At 61.8% G+C, this 16,987-nt stretch carries 18 protein-coding genes and 1 pseudogene; 15 read left to right on the top strand and 4 right to left on the bottom strand.

Annotation, left to right across the window (positions count from 1 at the left end):
* The first annotated feature begins 11 nt into the window (after window positions 1-11).
* From CXR43_RS00215 to CXR43_RS00185, 7 genes are all read left to right on the top strand, one after another.
* Window positions 12-2,312: a molybdopterin guanine dinucleotide-containing S/N-oxide reductase gene (locus CXR43_RS00215; RefSeq protein ID WP_103332055.1), complete on the top strand. Its 2,301-nt coding sequence runs from the start codon at window positions 12-14 to the stop codon at window positions 2,310-2,312.
* A 16-nt stretch (window positions 2,313-2,328) separates the two neighbouring features.
* Entirely contained in the window at window positions 2,329-2,898 is a 570-nt protein-coding gene (locus CXR43_RS00210) for a peroxidase-related enzyme (RefSeq protein WP_103332054.1), read from the top strand.
* Between the two features lie 2 nt (window positions 2,899-2,900).
* Window positions 2,901-3,293, top strand: coding sequence for a rhodanese-like domain-containing protein (locus CXR43_RS00205; protein ID WP_103332053.1), 393 nt, complete (start codon window positions 2,901-2,903; stop codon window positions 3,291-3,293).
* Window positions 3,294-3,307: 14 nt separating this feature from the next.
* Entirely contained in the window at window positions 3,308-4,969 is a 1,662-nt protein-coding gene (locus CXR43_RS00200) for an acyl-CoA synthetase (protein WP_103332720.1), read from the top strand.
* Between the two features lie 68 nt (window positions 4,970-5,037).
* Window positions 5,038-5,271 carry a hypothetical protein gene (locus tag CXR43_RS00195; RefSeq protein WP_146036445.1) on the top strand — a complete coding sequence of 78 codons (234 nt, stop codon included), beginning with the start codon at window positions 5,038-5,040 and terminating at the stop codon, window positions 5,269-5,271.
* Entirely contained in the window at window positions 5,264-6,682 is a 1,419-nt protein-coding gene (locus CXR43_RS00190; RefSeq protein WP_103332051.1) for an FAD-binding oxidoreductase, read from the top strand. Before CXR43_RS00195 ends, CXR43_RS00190 begins: the two co-directional genes overlap by 8 nt.
* Window positions 6,683-6,867: 185 nt before the next feature.
* Window positions 6,868-7,785, top strand: a complete 918-nt coding sequence (locus CXR43_RS00185) for an MBL fold metallo-hydrolase (protein WP_103332050.1) — start codon at window positions 6,868-6,870, stop codon at window positions 7,783-7,785.
* On the opposite strand, the gene CXR43_RS00180 is transcribed toward CXR43_RS00185, so the two are convergent.
* Both CXR43_RS00180 and CXR43_RS17980 read right to left on the bottom strand, forming a co-directional pair.
* On the bottom strand, window positions 7,755-8,036 hold the full coding sequence (locus tag CXR43_RS00180; RefSeq protein ID WP_210402044.1) for a hypothetical protein: 282 nt from the start codon (window positions 8,034-8,036) through the stop codon (window positions 7,755-7,757). The genes CXR43_RS00185 and CXR43_RS00180 overlap by 31 nt on opposite strands.
* Window positions 8,037-8,102: 66 nt before the next feature.
* Window positions 8,103-8,357 carry a hypothetical protein gene (locus CXR43_RS17980; protein ID WP_210402043.1) on the bottom strand — a complete coding sequence of 85 codons (255 nt, stop codon included), beginning with the start codon at window positions 8,355-8,357 and terminating at the stop codon, window positions 8,103-8,105.
* Window positions 8,358-8,438: 81 nt separating this feature from the next.
* Between CXR43_RS17980 and CXR43_RS00175 the strand changes: the two genes are divergently transcribed.
* Window positions 8,439-8,699 carry a metal-sensing transcriptional repressor gene (locus tag CXR43_RS00175; protein WP_103332049.1) on the top strand — a complete coding sequence of 87 codons (261 nt, stop codon included), beginning with the start codon at window positions 8,439-8,441 and terminating at the stop codon, window positions 8,697-8,699.
* 8 nt (window positions 8,700-8,707) lie between these two features.
* Window positions 8,708-10,024, top strand: a complete 1,317-nt coding sequence (locus CXR43_RS00170) for an MFS transporter (protein WP_103332048.1) — start codon at window positions 8,708-8,710, stop codon at window positions 10,022-10,024.
* On the opposite strand, the pseudogene CXR43_RS18260 reads toward CXR43_RS00170, so the two are convergent.
* Both CXR43_RS18260 and CXR43_RS18255 read right to left on the bottom strand, forming a co-directional pair.
* A pseudogene (locus tag CXR43_RS18260) lies at window positions 9,949-10,356 on the bottom strand (transposase); the annotation flags it as partial. The gene CXR43_RS00170 and the pseudogene CXR43_RS18260 sit on opposite strands and share 76 nt — an antisense overlap.
* Window positions 10,296-10,589 (bottom strand): hypothetical protein, encoded by a 294-nt coding sequence (locus CXR43_RS18255; protein WP_146036444.1) that lies wholly within the window; start codon window positions 10,587-10,589, stop codon window positions 10,296-10,298. The pseudogene CXR43_RS18260 and the gene CXR43_RS18255, both read right to left, overlap by 61 nt.
* A 65-nt stretch (window positions 10,590-10,654) precedes the next feature.
* Between CXR43_RS18255 and CXR43_RS00160 the strand changes: the two genes are divergently transcribed.
* The 6 genes from CXR43_RS00160 (at window position 10,655) to CXR43_RS00135 (ending at window position 16,981) form a co-directional block, all read left to right on the top strand.
* Window positions 10,655-11,896 carry a cysteine desulfurase-like protein gene (locus CXR43_RS00160; RefSeq protein WP_103332047.1) on the top strand — a complete coding sequence of 414 codons (1,242 nt, stop codon included), beginning with the start codon at window positions 10,655-10,657 and terminating at the stop codon, window positions 11,894-11,896.
* 40 nt (window positions 11,897-11,936) lie between these two features.
* Window positions 11,937-12,947, top strand: coding sequence for an amino acid ABC transporter substrate-binding protein (locus tag CXR43_RS00155; RefSeq protein ID WP_210402050.1), 1,011 nt, complete (start codon window positions 11,937-11,939; stop codon window positions 12,945-12,947).
* A 120-nt stretch (window positions 12,948-13,067) separates the two neighbouring features.
* Window positions 13,068-14,246: an amino acid ABC transporter permease gene (locus CXR43_RS00150; protein ID WP_103332045.1), complete on the top strand. Its 1,179-nt coding sequence runs from the start codon at window positions 13,068-13,070 to the stop codon at window positions 14,244-14,246.
* Window positions 14,236-15,336 (top strand): amino acid ABC transporter permease, encoded by a 1,101-nt coding sequence (locus CXR43_RS00145; protein ID WP_103332044.1) that lies wholly within the window; start codon window positions 14,236-14,238, stop codon window positions 15,334-15,336. Before CXR43_RS00150 ends, CXR43_RS00145 begins: the two co-directional genes overlap by 11 nt.
* Window positions 15,333-16,073, top strand: coding sequence for an amino acid ABC transporter ATP-binding protein (locus tag CXR43_RS00140; RefSeq protein ID WP_103332043.1), 741 nt, complete (start codon window positions 15,333-15,335; stop codon window positions 16,071-16,073). The genes CXR43_RS00145 and CXR43_RS00140 overlap by 4 nt, the downstream gene beginning before the upstream one ends.
* A gap of 11 nt (window positions 16,074-16,084) precedes the next feature.
* Window positions 16,085-16,981, top strand: a complete 897-nt coding sequence (locus CXR43_RS00135; RefSeq protein ID WP_103332042.1) for a MurR/RpiR family transcriptional regulator — start codon at window positions 16,085-16,087, stop codon at window positions 16,979-16,981.
* Window positions 16,982-16,987: the final 6 nt, after the last annotated feature.

Raw genomic sequence — 16,987 nt, 5'->3', positions numbered from 1 at the left:
GAGATGCCCGCATGATCCGCCGTGTTCCGCATTGCAGCCATTGGGGAGCCTATACCTTGCTGGTCGAGGATGGCCGGATCGTGGGGGTGGAGCCCTTCGTCCACGACCCCGCGCCGTCACCTGTTATCCAGTCGGTTACCGAATGGGCCAACCCCGAACGCCGCATCCTGCGCCCCATGGTGCGCGAGGGCTGGCTGGCCAAGGGCGCGCAAAGTGACCGGCGCGGCCGGGGGCGCGAGCGCTTTGTGCCCGTCAGCTGGGACGAGGCGACCGATCTGGTTGCGGGCGAGATCCGGCGCGTGGCGCGCGATCATGGCAATGAGTCAATCTTTGCCGGCAGCTATGGCTGGACGAGTTGCGGCCGCTTTCACCACGCCCCCACCCTGTTGAAACGGATGCTGAATTTCGCGGGCGGCTATACCGGCCATGTCGATACCTATTCCATCGCGGCGGGACCGGTGATCCTGCGCCATACGCTGGGCGATGAGCGTGCCTGTGGTGGCCAGTCCAACACCTTGGACACCATCGCCGCCCACAGCGAGACGCTGGTGATCTTTGGCGCGATGAGCCCCCGCACCGCGCAAAGCGAAGCCGGCGGGATCGGCGCGCACCATCTGGTCGGTTATCTGCGCGCCATTGCGGCGCGGGGCATCCGGGTCATCCTTGTCTCGCCTTTCCGTGAGGATCTGCCCGATTGGGTCAGGGCGGAGTGGTGGCCGATCCGCCCCAACACCGACACGGCCCTGATGCTGGGTCTTGCGGGTGAAATTGTTCTGGCCGGTCGCCATGACGCGGATTTCCTGGACCGCTGCACCAGCGGATCAGACCGGTTTCTGGCCTATCTGCGCGGCGCGTCGGACGGAGCGCCGAAGACGGCGGACTGGGCCGCAAGGATCACCGGGCTTGATGCAGAGGCCATCCGCGGACTGGCGCGGCGGCTGGTGGACACGCGCAGCATGATCACCGCAAGTTGGGCGCTGCAACGCGCGCATCATGGCGAACAACCGTTCTGGGCCGCCATCGGGCTGGCCGCCGTGGCCGGGCAGATCGGCCTGCCCGGCGGCGGGATGGGCTTTGGCTATGGTTCTCTTGGCGGCGTCGGCGCGCCGTTTGTCACCGGAAAATCCCCTGCGATGTCGCAAGGCCTGCGACCGATCAACAGCTTTATCCCCGTGGCGCGGATCAGCGACATGCTGCTGAACCCCGGCGGTTCTTACACCTATGAAGGGCAGGACCGGACCTATCCCGACACCCGGCTTGTCTATTGGGCAGGCGGCAATCCCTTCCACCATCATCAGGATCTGAACCGGCTGTCAGAAGCCTGGACCCGGCCCGAGACGATCATCGTGCAAGACCCGATGTTCACCGCCACCGCCAGACGCGCCGATATCGTGCTGCCTGCGACCACGTCGCTGGAACGCAACGATCTGGCGGGCAACAAACGCTCCGACTTCATCCTGGCCATGGGCAAAGCCATTGAACCCTTGGGCGAGGCGCGGTCTGATTTCGATATTTTTCTAGCGATTGCAGGAAAGCTGGGCGTATCCGACGCCTTCAGCGAAGGCCGGGATGAGATGGGCTGGGTGCGACATCTCTACAATGAAAGCCGCGACCATGCGGCGCGGCAGTTAGCGTTCGATATGCCAGACTTTGATACCTTCTGGGCGCAGGGCTATGCCGCCTGTCCGGTGGAACGCAATCACACCTATCTGGCCGAGTACCGCGATGACCCCGCGGCGCATCCGCTGAACACCGAGACGGGCCGGATCGTGCTGGGCAGCGAGACGCTGGCCCGCCTTGGCTATGCCGATTGCGGGTCCCACCCGTCCTGGATTGCGCCGGCGGAATGGCTGGGCGGGGCTGCCGAAGGAGAGCTGCATCTGATCTCGCACCAGCCCAATGGCCGCTTGCACAGCCAGCTGGAAACCGCGCCAAGCAGCCGCGCCGACAAGCGGTCGGGGCGCGAGCAGGTGCGCCTGAACCCCGTCGATGCGGCCACGCGCAGCATCGCAGATGGTGCCACGGTGCGGTTGTGGAATGCGCGCGGTGCCTGCCTTGCCACCGCCTGCCTGACCGACGCGGTGGCGCGCGGCGTTGCCGTGTTGCCAACCGGGGCGTGGTTCACGCCATCGGGGAACAGCGGGCTGGACCTGTCGGGCAACCCCAATGTGCTGACCCTTGATATCGGCACCTCTGCCTTTGGTCAGGGCTGTTCGGCCCATACCTGCCTGATCCGCATCGAACCCCATGGCACCGCACCGGATGCCATCGACACCTACACCGCGCAGCTTACCGAAATCGTACCCGTCTGAGGAGGAGACCTCATCCATGACCGACCATGCCATCAGCCGCTTTGCCGTTCCCGCGCTGGACGACATTCCCGAAGATATCCGCAGCCGCATTCTGGCCGTGCAGGAAAAATCGGGCTTTGTGCCCAATGTGTTCCTGACCCTTGCGCACCGGCCCGATGAGTTCCGGGCATTTTTTGCCTATCACGATGCGCTGATGGACAAGCCCGGCAATCTGACCAAGGCCGAGCGAGAGATGATTGTGGTGGCCACGTCCAACGCCAATCAGTGCCAGTATTGCGTGGTCGCGCATGGGGCCATCCTGCGCATCCGGGCCAAAAACCCACTGATCGCCGATCAGGTCGCGGTCAATTACCGCAAGGCTGATATCACGCCGCGCCAGATGGCGATGATCGACTTTGGCATGAAGGTTTCGGCCCGCGCCTATGAGGTGGACGAGGCTGACATGGAGCTGCTGAAATCCCACGGCTTTACCGAGGATGACATCTGGGACATCGCCGCGATCTCGGCGTTTTTCGGCATGTCCAACCGGCTGGCAAATGTCACCAGCATGCGGCCAAATGACGAGTTCTACGCATTGGGGCGCTGATCATGGCCAAAGGGTACAAACAGATGCTGGCCGAAGCCGAGGCCGTGGTGCAATCGGTTGAGGGCGATGCCATGGCCGACCGGCTGGACGATGACAGCATTGTTTTCGTCGATATCCGCGACCCCCGCGAACTGGAGCGCGAGGGCATGATCCCGGGGGCGTTTCACGCGCCGCGCGGGATGCTGGAATTCTGGATCGATCCGGAAAGCCCCTATCACAAGCCCCGTTTTGCAGAGCCGAAAACCTTCGTTTTCTATTGCGCCTCTGGCTGGCGGTCCTTGCTGGCGGCGCAGCTGGCGCAAGAGATGGGGCTGAACGCGCGATCCCTGCGCGGGGGGTTTGGGGATTGGAAAGCCGCGGGCAGGCCGGTGGCCGAGCGGGCAAAGCACGGGTGACCGGCGGAACCAGGATGGAGAGCGCCTTGAACAAATATGATGACGGGCTTGGCCGCCGCGCGGCGAACCACCAGCCGATGACGCCTGTGTCCTATCTGGAGCGGTCGGCCCGCACCTATCCCGACCACCCGGCGGTGATCCACGGGCGTCTTCGCATCAGCTATGCCGCCTTGTGGCAGGATTGCCGCCGTCTGGCCTCGGCCCTTGTCGCGCAGGGTGTCGGGCGGGGAGACACGGTGACAGTGATGTTGTCAAACACACCGCCGATGGTGCAGGCGCATTATGGCGTGCCGATGGCCAATGGCGCAGTGCTCCATTCGCTCAATACACGGTCTGATGCCGCCACCATCGCCTTTCAGCTTGACCATGCCGAAACCAAGGTGCTGATCGTAGACCGCGAGTTTTCGGCGGTGGTGTCGCAGGCACTTGGCATGGCAAAGGTCCGGCCCCTGATCATTGACTTTGATGACAACGAATACCCCGATGATGCGCCATATCCCAAAGGCCCTGCCATCGGAACGCTGGATTATGCCGGGTTTCTGGCAAGCGGCGACCCGGATTTTGCCGCGGCCGCCCCCCAGGATGAATGGGATGCCATCGCCCTGAACTACACCTCGGGCACCACCGGAAATCCCAAGGGCGTGGTGTGTCACCATCGCGGCGCGGCACTGATGGCGCTGAACAACACCATCCATGGCGAGCTTGGCAAACATCCGGTCTATCTGTGGACATTGCCGATGTTTCACTGCAACGGGTGGAGCTTCAGCTGGTCCATCGCCGTGCAGGCCGGAACCCATGTCTGTCTGCGCTGGGTTCGGGCCGAGGCGATTTATGCGGCCATCGCAGATCATGGCGTTACCCATCTGTGCGGCGCGCCGATCGTTATGTCGACCCTGCTGAATGCCCCCGCATCCGCGCGCCGTGATCTGCCACACCGGGTGACCTTCAACACCGCCGCCGCGCCACCGCCCGAGGCGGTGCTGCAGGCGATGAAAGAACAAGGCTTTCATGTCAACCATCTTTACGGCCTGACCGAAACCTACGGCCCGACCGTCGCCAATGAATGGCACAGCGCCTGGGATGCCCTGCCCCCTGCCGAACAGGCCATACGCAAGGCGCGGCAGGGCATCCGCTATCTCTCGCTGTCTGATCTGGCCGTGCTGGACCCGGAAACGATGCAGCCGGTTCCGGCAGATGGCGAGACCTTGGGCGAGGTGATGTTTCGCGGCAATCTGGTGATGAAGGGTTATCTCAAGAACCCCAAGGCCACGGAAGAGGCTTTTGCCGGTGGCTGGTTCCATTCCGGTGATCTGGGGGTCATGCATGCCGATGGCTATGTCCAGCTGAAAGACCGCTCCAAGGACATCATCATTTCCGGAGGCGAGAATATCTCGTCAATCGAGGTGGAGGATGCGCTGTATCGCCATCCGGCCGTGGCGCTCTGCGCTGTGGTAGCGATGCCCGATCCGAAATGGGGCGAACGGCCCTGCGCCTTTGTGGAACTGCGCTCCGGCCAGACCGCCACAGAGGCCGCCATCATCGCCCATTGCCGCACGACGATGGCAGCCTACAAATGCCCTGACCGCGTGGTGTTCACAGATCTGCCCAAAACATCGACCGGGAAGATCCAGAAATATGTGCTGCGCGGCGTGGCGACCGAGGTTGCCAAGGCCTGATGCAGGCTCCGGGCTATCAGCCCGGGGCTGAGATGGGCCGCCGAACCGGCCAGGCCGACCCGCACCTCATGAACTGGCAGATCGGCTTTGGTCAGGCAGTATTCGGCCTTTGGCTTGCCCGCGTGATCAACGACCGTCCGTGCCCGGGATCTATCGGTCAGCCGGTCTTGCCACCGTTCGGCAGGCGTCCATCCAACCAAACCGGCAGCAGCGGAGCCTTAACCCTAAAAGGTTTGACAAATATAGGAATGAAGGTAGCGTTGCTGCCAGTCTGGAGCGAGGAAGATCACGATCATGACTGACGTCAGGGACACGCTGCCTGCAGCTGACGCCGCCCTTCTGGACCGGCTTTTCTCCACCCTGCCGCCCGGCACCGTGCTGACCGGTACTGACATCGGCCCGCAGTATCAGGAAGACCGGCGCGATCGCTATTCGGCCCGGCCGCTGTTCGTGCTGCGTCCATCCTCAACGGCTGATGTGTCGGCGGGGCTGGCCGCTTGCCACGCCTTCCGCCAGCCGGTTGTGGTTCACGGCGGGCGCACCGGGCTGTCGGGCGGGCATCGCATCCTGCCAGGAGAGGCGGTGCTGTCGTTGGAGCGCCTGAACGCTCTCGGTCAGATCGACACAGACAGTGCCAGCATCGAGGCGCAGGCCGGCGTCGCGCTGCAACGGGTGCAAGAGGCCGCCAATGATGTTGGCCTGATGTTCGGGGTGGATATCGGGGCGCGTGGCAGCGCGACCATCGGCGGCAACATCGCCACCAACGCAGGCGGTATCCGGGTCATGCGCTACGGCATGTTCCGGGCACAGGTAGCGGGGCTCGAAGCGGTGCTGGCGGACGGCACTGTGCTGACCTCGATGAAACAGGTCGAGAAAGACAACACCGGTCCGGATCTTGGCCAGCTGTTCATCGGCAGCGAAGGCGTGTTGGGCGTTGTGACGCGGGCACGGCTGCGCCTGCATCCCGCCCCGGTGACCGAGGCCAACTCCTTGCTGGCACTGCCCTCGGCAGACGCTGCGCTTGACCTGCTCTCGCGGCTGCGCAGCGCCATGGGCGGAGCGCTTTCGGCGTTCGAGATCATGCTGCCCGAAGTTTACCACGGAGTGTGCCGCCACTTGCAGATCTCCCCGCCGCTTGGCACAAAGGCACAGGTCTATGTCCTGGCTGAAATTCAGGCCGGGCCACTGGCCCTGACAGCTCAGGAGGTGTTTGAAACCACCCTGATGGCAGCAATCGAAGACAATTGCATTCTCGACGCCGTGGTGTCGCAATCCCGACGTGAGTTTCAGGCGTTGTGGGACCTGCGCGACGGCTGCGCCGATTTCGTGCGGACGCTTCCAAACGTCGCCAACGGTGACATCAGCGTTCCGGTGGGCCGGGTGCCTGATTTTCTGCGCGAAAGCCAGACTGCCCTTCGCGCCATCGATCCGGACAGCGTTTTCCTGGCTTTTGGCCATATGGGCGACGGCAACCTGCACTACGTGTTTCAGACGGTCCGGAAAGAGCCTGCCCTATCACAACTGCTCACGATGGTCGCAGCCTTTGGCGGTTCTGTCTCGGCAGAGCATGGGATCGGCGTTGACAAGAAGCCCTGGCTGCATCTGTCCCGCAGCCCGGCGGAAATCGATACGATGCGCTTGCTCAAAACCACGCTGGACCCGCGGTTGATACTCAACCGACACAGGATTTTCGACCTTGCTGACGGGTTGTAGGCCGGGTGAATGCTCCCTGACCTGAACTGCGGGCTGGCGCGGTCGTCAGGTCGCGCGCTGGCTGCGGCTTTAAGCTGGCTGCAGTTTTAAGCTGGCTGCGGTTATAACCAGCGGTGCTGGCAGGGCTGTGACTGCGGTCCCGGCTGAAAAAGCACCTCATTTTTCGCAGAGCAAGGAGCAGCAACATGAGCACCTCAAAACTCAAGCAACGCGTTGTCCGGCAGTCCCCTTCGCGCGGGGCGGGCAGCCCCGATGTCTGGGGCATCTACGAGCCTGACACCGGCTCGATCCAGTATATTTGCGCAGACCCGGCCACAAAGAAGGCGGCGCTGATCGACGTGGTTTGGAACCTCGACGTGAAGCATTACCGCTTTTCGACCGAGAGCATGGACCAGGTGCTGGACCTGGTGCGCGAGAACGGCCTGAGCGTCGAATGGGTTCTCGACACGCACCCGCATGCCGATCACGTTATGGCCTCGGCCCTGCTCAAGGAGCGCACCGGCGCGCCAAACGCCATCGGCGAGAAGGCGCGCGACATTGCCGACATCTGGGCGAAGCTCTACAACCTGCCGGGTGCCTTCGATCCGGCCCGCGATTTCGACCACCTCTTTGCCGAGGGCGAGACCTGCCGCATCGGCGATCTGGAGGTGCGGGTGATGCTGTCGCCGGGCCACACGCTCGGCTCGATTACCTATGTCTGCGGCGACGCGGCTTTCACGCATGACACGCTGATGCAGCCCGATGTCGGCACCTCGCGCGCCGATTTCCCCGGCGGCACCCCTGAAGCGCTATGGGACTCGATTGAGGCCATTCTGGCGCTGCCGGAGGACACGCGCCTTTTCGTTGGCCACGACTATGGCACGGACAGCCGCGACGAGCCGGACTGGGAAGCGACCGTGGCCGAGCATCGCAGCCGCAACCGCCACGTCAAGGACGGCACCAAGCGCGAGGACTGGATCAGCCTGCGCAACGCGCGTGACGCCACTCTGCCACTGCCCGACCGCATCCTCGCCGCGCTGCAGATCAACCTGCGCGGCGGCCGCCTGCCCGAACCCGAAGCGGACGGGCAGAGCTATCTGAAAATTCCCGTCAACCGTTTCTGAGCAGAGCACTGATGGTTGCAAGCGCGTTCGTAAACAATCGACTCACCGCCGCTATGGGCATGCAGGTCAAAGTTGACCCTTCCCCTGGCGGCGGTCCATTCGTATTCGGCCATATGTCCCGCTTCCATTGTCATCTTGATTTCTGCGGTGCCGCCCGGTTCGAGGACAAAGGTCACTTCGTCACGGCAAACATCGGTTGCATCCTGCGCGTGGGCCGTGCCCACAAACAGTCCGAACACGGCATCAAGCACAATTGAGGACTGATCCTGCGCGCGCTGTTCGTCCAGCAGGTTGTCCGCCTCGGCCTCGGCGGCAAGTTAAACCTTGATTTCGACCCGGGCCGGGCTGTGATCATGGGTGTCGGCATCATGGCTGTGCCCGTGCAAAGCCCAGAGCAGATCGTCCTGCAATCCGTGGGAATGCCCATGCTCTGCAACGGTCTGCGCATGCTCTGCCAGCACCTCGGCAATCTTGGGCACGTGCGAGACTGTGGGCAGAAACGACCAGACCAGCAGGGACAGGCACAAAAGTACCGCCATGATCTGCCGCCCGCTGCTCCACAATCGTTGCATCAGCGAGCTTGTCTGCCCGTCATTGTTGCGGCGTCAAAGCTCCGCCTTGCTCTATCCCCCGGGGGAGGATAGCGTCGTTCTATGATAAAGCCCCATGCACATGCAACCCACCCCGCGCTGATCGCCCGGCTGAAACGCGCCGATGGCCACCTTCGCGCTGTGATCGAGATGATCGAGGCAGAAAAGCCCTGTCTTGAGATCGCCCAGCAACTCCACGCCGTTGAAAAGGCCGTGGTCAACGCCAAGCGCGCGCTGATCCATGACCACATGGATCACTGCCTCGATGTCGACCATTCCCCCGAAGACCGCGCCGACCTCAAGACCATCGCCCGGTATCTCTAAGGTGACACATGTTTGAAATCCTGTCCGACCGCACCTATCGCAACCTGTTTGCGGCGCAGGTGGTGGCCCTGCTTGGCACCGGGCTTGCCACAGTTGCCCTGGGGCTGCTGGCCTATGATCTTGCCGAAGACAATGCGGCAATGGTTTTGGGGACAGTGTTTTTCATCAAGATGGTCGCCTATGTCGGAATCGCCCCGGTCGCAGCGGCGCTGGCAGACCGGGTCAACCGCAGGGCATTATTGGTCACCCTTGATCTGGTGCGGGCGGGTGTGGCCCTGTGCTTGCCCTTCGTCACCGAGGTCTGGCAGGTCTATGTCCTGATCTTCCTGCTGCAATCCGCCTCTGCCGCCTTTACCCCGATGTTTCAGGCCACGATTCCCGACGTGCTGCCAGAAGAGGCGCGCTATACCCGTGCGCTGTCCCTGTCGCGGTTGGCCTATGATCTGGAAAACATCGCCAGCCCGACGCTTGCGGCAGTTTTGCTGACCATGGTCAGCTATAACTCCCTGTTTCTGGGCACTGTCGTCGGCTTTGTGGGGTCTGCGGCGCTGATTATCTCGGTGCTGCTGCCCAGCCCGAAACCTGCAACGCGGCGCGGCATCTATGACCGCACAACACGCGGCATCCGGATCTACCTGGCAACCCCGCGCTTGCGCGGCCTATTGGCTCTGAACGTTGCGGCGGCCTCTGCCGGGGCGATGGTGCTGGTGAATTCCGTGCTGCTGGTGCGTGGCACGCTGGGGCTGAATGACTCCGCCCTTGCCTGGACGATCTTTGCCTTCGGCGCAGGGTCGATGATCGCGGCGCTTGCCTTGCCCCGCGTGCTGGACCGCGTGGCGGATCGCCCGGTGATGGTGGGCGGCGCGCTGCTGATGGTGGCCACATTGGTGACGCTGGCGGTGACGATCGCCTTTGCCGGCCTTGTCTGGCCCATCCTGCTGGTGGCCTGGCTGATGATCGGGCTGGGCTTTTCGGCCGTTCAGACACCCTCGGGGCGGTTGCTGCGCCGGTCGGCCCAAACCGAAGACCGGCCCGCCCTGTTCGCCGCACAATTCGCGCTGAGCCACGCCTGCTGGCTGGTGACCTATCCGCTGTCCGGCTGGCTGATGACTCAGTTCGGCCCGGTGACGGCGCTTATCGTTCTGGCGGTTCTGGCGGGTGGCGGTGTGATCTTCGCGCTGCGTGTCTGGCCGCAGAACGACCCGGAGATCATTGAGCATAGCCATGACTCCCTGCCGCTGGATCACCCTCATATCCATGGTACAAGGCGGCACGCGCATGCTTTCGTCATCGATGAAAACCATGCCCGGTGGGCGTCGCAATGACGATGGTGAATGCGATGCACGCTTTCAGCATGCTCTAGGGTCAGGACTCGGTCTCGGATCGTGGCCAGAACATGACGGTTGCGGCGCTTGTCGAGCTTGATGGGCTTGCCGCGCGACTTCCGGCCCAAAATGCAGGGCCTTATCCCCTTGTCTTTCAATGCTTTTCTGAACCAGTCGGCGCTATAACCCCGGTCGACCAGCAACCACTCCGCCTTTGGCAAGCTGCTCAGCAGCGCCGCCGCGCCGGTGTAATCGCTAACCCGGCCCGCAGTCATGAAGAACCGGATCGGGCGACCATCGGCGTCGGTGATGGAGTGCAGTTGGTGTGCGTACCGCCCTTGGTCGACCGTCCCTTTTGGTCGCCACGTCCCCCTTTTTCGGCCGCAGGCGCGTCGCCCTGCGGTGCGCCTTGAGGCAGGTCGCGTCGATCATCACCGTCTTCGGGATTGCAGACCCAATCTGCCCGAATTCGAGAAGCAGCGTCATGCGAAGCACTCAATTTTTGGGCAGTTGCAAAAAAGAATGGATTATTGCCATTTTTGTTTGACTGGATGAAACGTTTCAATCAGTTTTATTTCAAAGCGAAATGTCCCTTCCAAACTTCGGGGGAAACGAGAAAGTGTGTTGGCAATGGCGGCGATAAAGCAGGACTTCATCCATGGAAATTTTCCTTCGCTGACCGAAGGGACCATCTTTCTGGACAACGCAGGCGGCAGCCAGGTTGCGCGGCCGGTCGCAGAGAGGATCACGGACTATCTGCTGAGTCGCAATGTGCAACTTGGGGCAAGCTACAGTGCCTCGGTGGAGGCTGGGGCGCAGGTGGCGCAAGGCCGCGCCGCTTTGGCACTGTTGATGAACGCGGCCCGGCCCGAAGAGGTGGTCATGGGTGCCACCACCACCCAGTTGTTTGACCAGCTTGCGCGCGCCTTGGTTCAGCACTGGCAGCCCGGCGACGAGGTGATTGTCACCGGCTTTGACCATGAGGCCAACATCGGCCCTTGGCGTCGGCTGGAAGCGCAGGGCATTGTCATTCGCGAATGGCGGCTGCCGGAAGGTGAGTTTGAGCCGAAGCTCAGCGACTTGCAGGCGCTGATGAACGAACGGACCCGACTGGTTGCGGTCACGCATGTGTCGAATATCTTTGGTTCCATTCTGCCAGTGCGCGACATTGCCGACGCCGTTCACGCAGCGGGTGCCCTGATTTGCGTTGATGGGGTCGCCTATGCACCGCACCGAGCCGTCGATGTGCAGGCGCTGGATGCCGATTTTTACGGGTTCTCGGTCTACAAGGTTTATGGCCCACACCATGCGGCCTTGTATGGAAAATACGATCTGTTGCGGCACAAGGCGGGCAACATTAACCACTATTTCTATGGTGAAGACAAAGTGCCGGGCAAGCTGGAGCCCGGGAATGCCAATTACGAACTGGCCTACGGCTGTCTGGGCGTGATTGATTATCTCGAAGCCTTTGCGGCCGCGCATGGGGCCAATGCCAAAGGCAGGCCAGCGGTTGAAGCAGCTTTTGATATCTTTGCCGAGCACGAAGCTGCGTTGTCGGCGCGGCTGCTGGACTATCTGAATGCCCGCGCCGATGTGACAGTGATCGGAGATACGTCTGCCGACAAGCATCGCCGCGTGCCCACCATCTCTTTCACCATCGACGGTCTGTCCGCCGAAGAGGTGGTGCGCGCCGTGGACCCTTCGGGCATCGGCATCCGGCATGGTGATTTCCATTCCAAGCGGCTGGTGGAGAGCCTGCAGTTGCCTGGCGGCAATGCCGTGATCCGCGCCTCTGCTGTTCATTACAACACAATCGACGAAATGGATCGGTTGATCGCCCTTCTGGAAGGCCTGCGCAGACAGGCCGCCTGAACCTCCCCCCACATCCAACCAACAGGGATACAAGACCATGATGAAACTGCTGACTGCAACCACGGCCATCACCTTGGCCGGAACGGGCCTTGCCCTTGCCGGCACAATTGACGACATCAAGGCGCGCGGCCACATCCAGTGCGGCGTGACGCAAGGCGTGCCCGGGTTCTCGAACCCGAATGACGCCGGCGACTGGACCGGCTTTGACGTCGATATCTGCCGCGCGGTGGCTGCCGCCGTGCTGAGCGATGCCGATGCGGTGCGCTATACCCCGCTGTCCAACACCGAACGCTTTACAGCATTGCAATCGGGCGAGGTCGACATTCTGTCGCGCACCACAACGCGGACATTGAACCGCGACACCGCACTGGGCCTGAACTTTGCGCCGGTGGTGTTCTATGATGGTCAGGGCTTCATGGTCCGCGAAAGCTCGGGCATCACATCGGCTTTGGAACTGGATGGAACCACCGTCTGTGTCTCTGCCGGATCGACCAGCGAGCTGAACGTGGCCGACTATTTCACCGCCAATAACATGACCTATGAGCCGGTCCGCTTTGAAAAGGCGGATGAGGTTCTGGCGGCTTATGACGCAGGCCGCTGCGACGTCTACACATCAGATTTGTCCGGTCTGGCCGCACGCCGCCTTGTGATGCAGAACCCGGCCGAGCACCTGATGCTGAAGGAAACCATTTCGAAAGAGCCGTTGGCTCCGGCTGTTCGGCACGGTGATGATGCCTGGTTCGATATCGTAACATGGACCGTTTATGCGCTGATTGCGGCCGAAGAACTTGGCGTGACCGCCGCCAATATCGATCAGATGAAGGCCGAAGGCAGCCCGGACGTCCAGCGTCTGCTGGGATCAAGCGAGACTGGAACCGGCGAATGGGTCGGGCTCGACAATGATTGGGCGACACGGGCCATTGCCGCAGGTGGCAACTATGGTGAGCTTTGGGCCCGTCACCTTGGACCCGATACCCCGCTCAAACTCGCACGCGGCCTGAACGAGCTCTACAACAACGGCGGCATCCAATACGCCATGCCGATCAAGTAAGGCCGGCAATCCGACAGGGGGCGGTGCCGGTGGCCCGCCCCCTGCTCTCTGATCTCACGTCCCTCTGATGCGCGCGCGCCCTGCGGGTTGTGCGGCGTCTCTCATACTGTCGAGTGCCCCATGACCGCACCTTTTTTGCCCCCGCGCCAGATCTTCTGGACCCGCCGTCGCGTGAAGTCGCTACTGGTGCAGGTGGTGTTTCTGGGCGGATTGGCCTGGCTTGCCTACTTTCTGTTTGCCAACACCACGGCCAACCTTCAGCGTCAGGGCATCGCCTCGGGCTTTGGCTTTCTGTCGCAGCGGGCCGGATTTGACGTTTCCTTGTCTTTCCTGCCCTTCACCAGTGATTCAAGCTATGGCCGGGCGTTCTGGGTGGCCGTGGTCAACGCGTTGGTGCTTTCGGCCTTGGGGATTGTGCTGGCAACCATACTCGGGTTCGGGCTTGGGCTGGCGCGGGTGTCAAAAAACTGGCTGATTGCCCGGCTGGCAACTGTCTATATCGAGATCTTCCGCAATATCCCGCTGCTGCTGCAACTGTTCTTCTGGTATTTTGCCATTCTGCGACAGTTGCCCGGGCCAAAGGAAAGCGTTGTTCTGGCCGATCTGGTCTTTCTGAACAATCGTGGGCTGTACATGCCGCGCCCGCAGGTCGATCAAGGCGGCTGGGTGATAATGGTCTGCTTCGTGGCTGGTTTATGTATGGCTTTGGTCATGACGTTGCGTGCCAGACAGCAGCGGCTGAAAACTGGCCATGGCCCGAAATCCTGGTACTGGTGGCCCATCGGTCTTGTTGCCCTTCCCCTTACTGCGTTCATGATCACCGGTGCCAGCCTGTCCTTTGTCATTCCCGAATTGCGCGGTTTCAACTATCGCGGCGGCATGTTGATGCTGCCGGAAATGCTGGCTGCGCTGCTGGGCCTTGGGTTCTACATCGCGGCCGCGATTGGCGAGATCGTGCGCTCGGGCATTCAGGGCGTGGACAAGGGGCAGGTCGAAGCGGCATCGGCGCTGGGGCTGGCGCGGCGTGATATCATGCGGCTGGTGGTTCTTCCGCAGGCCATGCGCATCATCATTCCGCCCTTGGCCACGCAATATCTGTCACTGGCGAAGAACACCTCGCTGGCCGCAGCCATCGCCTTTCCGGAAATCATTTCGATCGTCGCAGGCACCACCCTGACGCAGACCGGTCAGGCGCTGGAGGCGATCACGCTGGCCATGCTGTTCTACATGGGCGTCAGCCTGTCGATTGCCGCTGTCATGAACTTCCTCAACTATCGGGTGCTGCGCCATGGCAATTGACCCTACCGCCTTTCTGCCACCGCCTGTCGTATCGGCCGGGCCGTGGGCGTGGATGCGGCGCAACCTGTTTACCGACTGGCGGCAGACGGCGTTGACTCTGATTGTGCTCTATGCGGTCATAAGGGGCGTGCCGCCTTTGCTGGGCTGGCTGTTTGTGGATGCCACATGGCAAGGCACGCGCGATGACTGCGTCGCAAACGGCGGTGCCTGCTGGGCATTTGTTTCAGCGCGCTGGGGTCAGTTCATCTATGGGTTCTACCCAGTCGAGGAACGGTGGCGCGTCAACGTCACTTTTGCGGTGCTGGCAGTATCGGTGGTGCCGCTGGTCCTTCCAATGGTGCGCGGCAAGGCTTGGATCATCGGCTTTCTGCTGACGCTTTATCCCGTGCTGGCCTTTTGTCTGCTGTATGGTGGGGTCTTGGGCCTGCCGGTGGTGGAAACTGCCCGCTGGGGAGGTTTCATGCTGACACTTGTGGTCGCAATCACCGGCATTGTCGGCTCGTTGCCGATTGGAATCCTGCTGGCGCTTGGGCGGCGGTCAGACATGCCTGCGATCCGCACCTTCTGCACCCTGTTCATCGAGCTGTTCCGCGCCGTGCCGCTGATCACCGTGCTGTTCATGGCCTCGGTCATGCTGCCCCTGTTTCTGCCCAGCGGCTTCAGCCTGGACAAGCTGTTGCGCGCCCTGATCGGGGTGGCGGTCTTCAACGGCGCGCTGATGGCCGAGGTGGTGCGCGGTGGGTTGCAGGCCATTCCCAAAGGCCAGTATGAGGCGGCAACGGCGGCAGGCATGGGCTATTGGCGGATGATGGGCTTTGTCATCCTGCCGCAGGCGCTGCGTCTGGTGATACCGGGGCTGGTCAACACCTGGGTGGCCATCATCAAGGATACGACCCTTGTGCTGATCATCGGTCTGTTTGATCTCTTGGGCATTGTGCAGGCGGGCATCGCCGATGCGAACTGGCTGTCGGCCTCGGTCACGAAAACCGGTTATGTCTTTGCGGCCATGGGGTTCTGGATCCTGTGTTTCTCACTCTCGCGCTATTCGATGTATCTTGAAAGGCGGCTTGGACTGGGGGCCTCACGATGAGCACGGACATGATTGCCATGCGCGGCGTGAACAAATGGTTCGGCCAGATGCGCGTGCTGGCCGATATCAACCTGACCGTGGCGGAGGGCGAAAAGCTGGTCATCTGCGGCCCGTCGGGATCGGGCAAATCGACCCTGATCCGCTGCATCAATCAGCTGGAACATCACCAGATGGGCGATATCGTGGTGAATGGGGTCAAGGTGGATGCCGAGCTGAAAACGCTCGATCTGGTGCGGCGTGAGATCGGCATGGTTTTTCAGTCGTTCAATCTTTATCCGCACATGACCGTCTTGCAAAACCTGATGCTGGCCCAGATCTGGGTGCAGGGCCGCAAGCGCCGCGATGCCGAAAAAGTCGCGCGCCACTACCTTGACCGGGTTCATATTCCCGAACAGGCCGACAAGTTCCCGGCGCAGCTTTCGGGCGGTCAGCAGCAGCGTGTGGCGATTGCCCGCGCGCTGTGCACGAAACCAAAGATCTTGCTGTTCGATGAACCCACCAGCGCGCTTGACCCGGAAATGATCAAGGAAGTGCTGGACGTGATGACCGAACTGGCGACCGAAGGCATGACCATGATCTGCGTGACGCATGAAATGGGGTTTGCCCGCAATGTTGCCAATCGCGTGATCTTCATGGATGCCGGGCGGATCGTGGAACAGGGGTCCCCTGCCGAATTCTTTTCCAATCCGCAGAGCGACAGGGCAAAGCTGTTCCTGTCGCAGGTCAGGTTGAATTGAGGATTGCTTTCGTGAGAGATGCCCAGAAATCAGAGGCCGACAAGCCGCGCAAGCCGGCATCGGCCTCAGAGTTTCAGAACCTGCTGATGCAGGAACGAGACCGCTTTACCCCCAAGATGCTGGAAGCGGGCGGATATGTCATCGACAACCCGAAAGAGGTTGCCTTCAGCCCGGTATCCCAGCTTTCGGCGCGGTCGGGTCTCGCAAGCGCCAACTTCGTGCGGCTGGCCCAATCCATGGGGTTTGCAGGCTTTACCGAAATGCAGGCCCTGTTCCGCGATCCGTTGCGCGAGGCCTATCCGGCCTCGCTCGAGGAACGGATCCGGCATTCGCAGGGGGAACAGGTTATCCCCAATCCGAATGATGTGGTGGCCATAGGCCGGTCTTTTGCGCAGGCCAATATCGCATCACTGACCCATCTGGCCGAAAAACTTGACCGTATGCCACTGGAGGCAGCGATCAATCTGGTCCTTGGCGCGCGGGTGGTGCATGTGATCGGGGCTGACCGTTCCTTTGCCGCTGCGTCCTATCTGTCTTACGCGCTCAACCGGGCGGGTGTGCAATGTGTGCAGATTGCGGGCCTGGGCAGTTCGGTGGCCGATCAGGCCAATGTGATGGCCCCCGGCGATCTGCTGGTGGCGATCAGCTTTCCGCCCTATGCCGATGACACGGTAACGGTTGCAGGCGTGGCGCTTGCGCGCGGAAATCCGGTTCTGGCCATCACCAACAGCACGATCAGCCCGATCACCGAAAGGGCGGCAGAAGTGATTTTGGTGGACGATGCCGAATTGCACGGATTCCGGTCGCTGACCGCCCTGTTGTCGCTGGTGCAGACGCTGATGATGGGCATTGCCTATCGCAAGCGCGGTGAGCGCGACGATTTCGACATCGACGATATAAACGCGTAAGGACAC

This window comes from Pseudotabrizicola formosa, assembly GCF_002900965.1.
Taxonomy (GTDB): Bacteria; Pseudomonadota; Alphaproteobacteria; order Rhodobacterales; family Rhodobacteraceae; genus Pseudotabrizicola; species Pseudotabrizicola formosa.
Note: the sequence above shows the minus strand (reverse complement) of the source record. Positions and strands in the feature narration are given on the sequence as shown.

Excerpts from the sequence above, each read along its gene's own strand:
- CXR43_RS00215 (WP_103332055.1), top strand. The coding sequence starts at position 12 with ATGATCCGCCGTGTTCCGCATTGCAGCCATTGGGGAGCCTATACCTTG.
- CXR43_RS00210 (WP_103332054.1), top strand. The coding sequence starts at position 2,329 with ATGACCGACCATGCCATCAGCCGCTTTGCCGTTCCCGCGCTGGACGAC.
- CXR43_RS00205 (WP_103332053.1), top strand. The coding sequence starts at position 2,901 with ATGGCCAAAGGGTACAAACAGATGCTGGCCGAAGCCGAGGCCGTGGTG.
- CXR43_RS00200 (WP_103332720.1), top strand. The coding sequence starts at position 3,308 with ATGGAGAGCGCCTTGAACAAATATGATGACGGGCTTGGCCGCCGCGCG.
- CXR43_RS00195 (WP_146036445.1), top strand. The coding sequence starts at position 5,038 with ATGAACTGGCAGATCGGCTTTGGTCAGGCAGTATTCGGCCTTTGGCTT.
- CXR43_RS00190 (WP_103332051.1), top strand. The coding sequence starts at position 5,264 with ATGACTGACGTCAGGGACACGCTGCCTGCAGCTGACGCCGCCCTTCTG.
- CXR43_RS00185 (WP_103332050.1), top strand. The coding sequence starts at position 6,868 with ATGAGCACCTCAAAACTCAAGCAACGCGTTGTCCGGCAGTCCCCTTCG.
- CXR43_RS17980 (WP_210402043.1), bottom strand. The coding sequence starts at position 8,357 with ATGCAACGATTGTGGAGCAGCGGGCGGCAGATCATGGCGGTACTTTTG.
- CXR43_RS00175 (WP_103332049.1), top strand. The coding sequence starts at position 8,439 with ATGATAAAGCCCCATGCACATGCAACCCACCCCGCGCTGATCGCCCGG.
- CXR43_RS00170 (WP_103332048.1), top strand. The coding sequence starts at position 8,708 with ATGTTTGAAATCCTGTCCGACCGCACCTATCGCAACCTGTTTGCGGCG.
- CXR43_RS00160 (WP_103332047.1), top strand. The coding sequence starts at position 10,655 with ATGGCGGCGATAAAGCAGGACTTCATCCATGGAAATTTTCCTTCGCTG.
- CXR43_RS00155 (WP_210402050.1), top strand. The coding sequence starts at position 11,937 with ATGAAACTGCTGACTGCAACCACGGCCATCACCTTGGCCGGAACGGGC.
- CXR43_RS00150 (WP_103332045.1), top strand. The coding sequence starts at position 13,068 with ATGACCGCACCTTTTTTGCCCCCGCGCCAGATCTTCTGGACCCGCCGT.
- CXR43_RS00145 (WP_103332044.1), top strand. The coding sequence starts at position 14,236 with ATGGCAATTGACCCTACCGCCTTTCTGCCACCGCCTGTCGTATCGGCC.
- CXR43_RS00140 (WP_103332043.1), top strand. The coding sequence starts at position 15,333 with ATGAGCACGGACATGATTGCCATGCGCGGCGTGAACAAATGGTTCGGC.